This window comes from Avibacterium endocarditidis (genome assembly GCF_002921145.1).
GTDB lineage: Bacteria > Pseudomonadota > Gammaproteobacteria > Enterobacterales > Pasteurellaceae > Avibacterium > Avibacterium endocarditidis.
This window is the reverse complement of the sequence record NZ_PQVI01000051.1, coordinates 1-4,675: the sequence shown is the minus strand read 5'-3', so window position 1 is coordinate 4,675 and position 4,675 is coordinate 1. Positions and strand designations below refer to the sequence as shown.

4 protein-coding genes and 2 pseudogenes are annotated in these 4,675 nt (G+C 38.5%); 1 reads left to right on the top strand and 5 read right to left on the bottom strand.

Translation table 11 applies throughout. The annotated features are described in order from the left end of the window. The first annotated feature begins 287 nt into the window (after window positions 1-287). A complete protein-coding gene (locus C3Z13_RS04275; protein ID WP_103855099.1) occupies window positions 288-1,475 on the top strand; it encodes a porin in 1,188 nt (395 codons plus the stop codon). A gap of 101 nt (window positions 1,476-1,576) precedes the next feature. Here C3Z13_RS04275 and C3Z13_RS04270 read toward each other — a convergent pair whose 3' ends face one another. The 5 genes and pseudogenes from C3Z13_RS04270 to C3Z13_RS04250 all read right to left on the bottom strand — a co-directional run. Further along, window positions 1,577-1,807: a hypothetical protein gene (locus C3Z13_RS04270; RefSeq protein ID WP_103855098.1), complete on the bottom strand. Its 231-nt coding sequence runs from the start codon at window positions 1,805-1,807 to the stop codon at window positions 1,577-1,579. Window positions 1,808-1,922: 115 nt separating this feature from the next. After that, window positions 1,923-2,651, bottom strand: a pseudogene (gene cmoA, locus C3Z13_RS04265) (carboxy-S-adenosyl-L-methionine synthase CmoA). Window positions 2,652-2,807: 156 nt separating this feature from the next. After that, window positions 2,808-3,893 carry a tyrosine-type recombinase/integrase gene (locus C3Z13_RS04260; RefSeq protein WP_245872544.1) on the bottom strand — a complete coding sequence of 362 codons (1,086 nt, stop codon included), beginning with the start codon at window positions 3,891-3,893 and terminating at the stop codon, window positions 2,808-2,810. Continuing rightward, window positions 3,872-4,087 (bottom strand): DUF4224 domain-containing protein, encoded by a 216-nt coding sequence (locus C3Z13_RS04255; protein WP_103855096.1) that lies wholly within the window; start codon window positions 4,085-4,087, stop codon window positions 3,872-3,874. Before C3Z13_RS04255 ends, C3Z13_RS04260 begins: the two co-directional genes overlap by 22 nt. 297 nt (window positions 4,088-4,384) lie before the next feature. Continuing rightward, window positions 4,385-4,675: pseudogene (locus C3Z13_RS04250) on the bottom strand (SPFH domain-containing protein); the annotation flags it as partial.

Genomic DNA, 4,675 nt, shown 5'->3' with positions numbered 1-4,675 from the left:
ATATACTTTCATAAGCTTGATAAGCCGTTATTATCTATATTTTATGTATTAGATGTAGCTTTATACAGATTTTGTATAAGCTAAGTATGAAGAGCAACTTTTCTTAAAATATGTGATCTTGATCACTAAATATGGTGAACTTTTTCAGATTTTGCATTGACACTTGAATGTTTCTTTGCCAATATAGCCCTGCTTCAAGTGAAGTCAGCTTTGACATTTTCTTTTAAGAAAAGTTTTAGCTTAACTTTAAATTGTTATAACAACTTAATTCTGAAAGGAATTTGATTATGAAAAAGACATTATTAGCATTAGCAGTTGCAGCTGTAGCAACTTCAGCAAGCGCAGCAACAGTTTATAACAACGATGGTACACAAGTTGATGTTGGCGGTCGTTTTGATGTAGCTTTAGGCAAATTTAATGATGATGAGCGTGCGGATCTTCGTAACGTTGGTTCACGTTTAGAATTCAAAGCGCAACACGATTTAGGTGAAGGCGTTAAAGTAATCGGTTACACTCGTTTACGTTTCAATGATGGCGGTGATAAATGGGATACTGGTTCTTCATTTAACAACATTAAAACTAACAAATTATGGTTAGCACTTCAAAAAGATGAAATTGGTCGTGTTTCATTTGGTAAACAAGATACTACTGGTGATGCAGTAGAGATCAATGATCACTCTTACTTATTTGGCGGTAGCAATAATCTATTCACTGGTGGTGATAAAGTAGTTTCTTTCCGCTCAGCAGATTTCCAATTAGCAGAAGGCCAAACTTTAGGTTTTGGTGCTGATTATACTTTTGGTCAAGCTAAGAAACAGAATGAAGCTTCAGACCTTAAATATGCTTATGGTACATCTGCATTTTATGCAGGTCAATTCGCTGACGTTGGGGTAAATTTAAACGCTGGTTATACTGTAGAAGTATATGACAATGGTCGAGCAGCAAATCAAAATGCAAATCCTCCAGTTCAAGCTAAAAAAACAACAGGAACAGGTCGTAAAGTTCAATCTTGGCGTGTAGCTTCACAATTCGCGTATGGCCCAGTGACTTTGGGTGCTGAATACGGTCAATCTTATTATAAAGATCACCAAACTCAAGACAAAGAAGGAACAGGACGTTTCTTAGAAGTAGCTGCTAAATATCAATATTTAGATAATGCTTCTGTATATGCAGCTTGGGAACGCAACCAATATAAAGGTCACAAAGCTAAATTAAGTTTTGACAAAGGTGATGCAAACTTCTTACGTTCTGTTGTTGGTACATTAAGCGTTGCTCAAAATCAGAAATTAACAGAGAATGTTTACCTAGTTGGTGCTGATTATGCATTTAACAAAAATGTAGTAGCTTATGTTGAATATGCTCACTCTCGCGTTAAAGGTACTGGTTCTATCGAAGGTGACGATGTAAAAGTTACAGGTAAAACTAAACGTGCTAAAGATAACCGTTATGCTGTAGGTTTACGCGTTTACTTCTAATTGTTAAACCAATATTAGATTGATATGAAAACCACCTCTTGAGGTGGTTTTTTATTTATTGATCTTGAGGTTAATTGATATGTTTCTTAATGTTCCGCTTGCTAATGTAATTGCATCATTTGTGATTCATTTACTTCCAATACACCTTTTATTTGAGATAACTTTGTTTTTAGAGATGACAGCTCTAAATTCTCAGGAATATGCACCGCAATAGCATTAAAGTTTTGGTATTCGTACAGCAATTCAGCGCCTAATTTTTGGCTGGCTGCAATAAGCTGCGGTGCAGTAGTTAAAGTGCGGTCGTAAAAAAATAATAAAATCGAGCGTGGCACTTGACGCTTGCTCCACTTGCTGGGGGGGAAATTTGAGCTGTGGCGATGTTTTGAGCATAAGCCAGATTAACACAGCCAAGCAATAACCCAGCCAAGAACAATGAACGGATTTGCATTATTTAATTGCCACCATTGATCCAAAATTAAAACACTGAAACCACAATTCAATGTGAGAAAATCCCACCGATTTCAACCGCGCTTTGTGGGTTTCAATATCATCAGTACGCATTACATTTTCAAGTGCGGTGCGTTTTTGGCTCACTTCTAGCTCACACTGTAACCATTGGCGCGCTTAAATTCGTGGTGTAAATCAATCAATAGCTCATCAATTGTTTCATCATTAAAACGGAATTTTTCCGATAACACCAGCACGCCATTCGGATTTAGCCCTTGATAAATTTTTTCTAACAGCGCGCTGCGATCTTGCGGTGGCAAAAACTGCAAGGTGAAATTCAAAATCACCATTGAGGCATTGTTGATTTCAATGTTGCGAATATCATCGCACAAAATCTCCACAGGAATCTCGCTATGATACGCCTGAACGTGCTGGCGACAGCGTTCCACCATTGGCAACGAATTATCCACGCCAATAATCTTCACATTCTGCTGATGAATGTTGCGTCTGGCCGCAAGGGTTGCCGCCCCACGAGAACAGCCTAAATCATACACATTAGAATTTGGCGTTACAAAACGGCTCGCCAACATACCAATAGCAGTGATGATATTGGAATAACCCGGCACAGAACGCTGGATCATATCAGGGAACACTTCCGCCACATTTTCATCAAAAGTAAAATCGCCCAAATTCTTAATCGGGGCGGAAAAAAATGGTATCTTTACTCATTATTTATCCTAAATGGGTTAGCAAAGTGCGGTGAAAATTCACAAAATTTTTACCGCACTTTTATGTGTGGATTATTTTATAATAAAATCAACCGCATACAAAAAGATTTAAGCAAAGCGTTCCGAAAAAACAAGAAGTGTTCCGAAACTCTAGCCGTTACGCTTTTTTGTTATCGGTGATCGAGTTTAAAATAGGCGTTACGATGGGGGCTTTGCGAATGTAAGTTTTTGTCATCGCTACCGTCGTGTGGCCTAGCTGTTTTCTCGCTTCTTCTTCACCAAGTTGCATCGCTTTATCTGTGCCTGATTTTGCTCTGAGATCGCGGAATTGAAATGCCCTTAATTCACTCTCATATTCAGGGTGCAAGGTGACCACCTTGTTTCGTAGCCGAGCAAAAATTTTTGCGAGTTTATCTGCTGTGAGTTTTGTGCCGTTCTTGGAGCGGAATAAGAAATTATTTTGGCTTGATAGTCGCCGATTAAGAATTTCAGCCAATCTTCCTACTAATTTAATACGCAGTTTAGCCTGTGTTTTTTGCTGTGCTATGTGCAAGTAGCCATCAAAAATATGTTCTTTTTGTATATTTACCAAGTCAGAAGGGCGTTGACCAATTAGATAAGCGAGATCCATCAAATCTTTAATGTCTTGGTTTGCATACTTATGAACAAGTTGAAAAATGTCGTCTTCTATGTAGTTACTACGACGATTAATAGGGAATTTATCAACACTTTCTGAGGGGCTAGGTAATTTTGTGTAGCCCCATTGTCTTGCATATCGCCAGATGTGATTGAATAGTGAAAATTCATTGTTCGCCATTGCTGGTGTTTGTTTTCGTCTATTCATATATTCAACGATGTGCGGTGATTCAATTTGATCAAGCGGAGCAGAGGCAAAAAATGCAAGTAACGATTTGAGCCATATTAAATTATTTTTTGCCGTAGAGGCTTTTTTCCTAGCAATAATTTCATCTTTATAGCGTTTTGCTACAAGTCCAAAAGTAATAGAGCCGCCTTTTTGTTCTCGCTCTATATTCATTTGTGCTGCTTTGATGAATGCTTGATTTCTATCTTTCCCTAAAGATATTTCTGTTTTGCCTGCTGTGCGATAAAGCCAGTAAGTGACAGTTTTACCCGATTTTCTTTTAACGGTTTTCGGGCGGAGGTTTTCGGGTAAGTATTGATTAGATGGTTTGCGTGGTCTTCCCATATATCCTACCTCTTTTACATTGGTGGTGGTTGCCATTTGACGTCTTGTTGTTTTATTGTGGGCGAAGGATCTCGCCTAAATCCAAATACATCTTTGTAGATAACCAATGGCATACCAAATTTATTTATGCCTTGAATCGTGTAATGTTGTTCCCTGAGATAGGTAATTTGTCTTGAGTGCTGCTTATAACCAGTTAGATAATATAATTCTTCAGCAGTTAGAAATTCCATATTCCCTCCAATAAAAAGCCCCGATTAGCGGGGCGTTGTGATTATTTATCCTGATTTCGATCAACTAATTTATATTGTCGAAAAAATGCTTGCACAGCAAAGGCGACTGCTGCGCCTGCGATCATACCTAATATAAACATTGTTACTCCTTATTATCGGACTGAAGTTTTTTGATTTGCATCTCAACTTTATCTTGTTGACGCTTAATTAGCTTTCTTGACTCATATAGCATATTGCCACTCAGACACATTATGCCAATGCAGATCAAATAAAAAATTACTTCAAGTACATCAACCATTATTGACCTACCTTAATGAACGGCACTGAACTATTTGGTGTCATTGTGGTTGGTAATACGCCATTCCATTTTTCCGCGGCGGTGAGTTCGACGAGCTGGCGATTTTCTTTCAAGGCTTCACCTTTCGCACGAATTGCTGCTGCTTCAGCTTCCCCTGCAAGACGCACTTTTTCCGCGTCGGCTTTCGCTTGAATCACTTCTGCGTCTGCTTTCGCTTGTGCATTGACTTTCACAATTTCCGCTTGCTTTTGCTGGATAATAAGCTCACGCTCTGCCGTTTGAATGGCAAC

What these genes read in the sequence shown, in the direction of transcription:
- C3Z13_RS04275 (WP_103855099.1), top strand. Translation starts at nt 288, where the DNA reads ATGAAAAAGACATTATTAGCATTAGCAGTTGCAGCTGTAGCAACTTCA.
- C3Z13_RS04260 (WP_245872544.1), bottom strand. Translation starts at nt 3,893, where the DNA reads ATGGCAACCACCACCAATGTAAAAGAGGTAGGATATATGGGAAGACCA.
- C3Z13_RS04255 (WP_103855096.1), bottom strand. Translation starts at nt 4,087, where the DNA reads ATGGAATTTCTAACTGCTGAAGAATTATATTATCTAACTGGTTATAAG.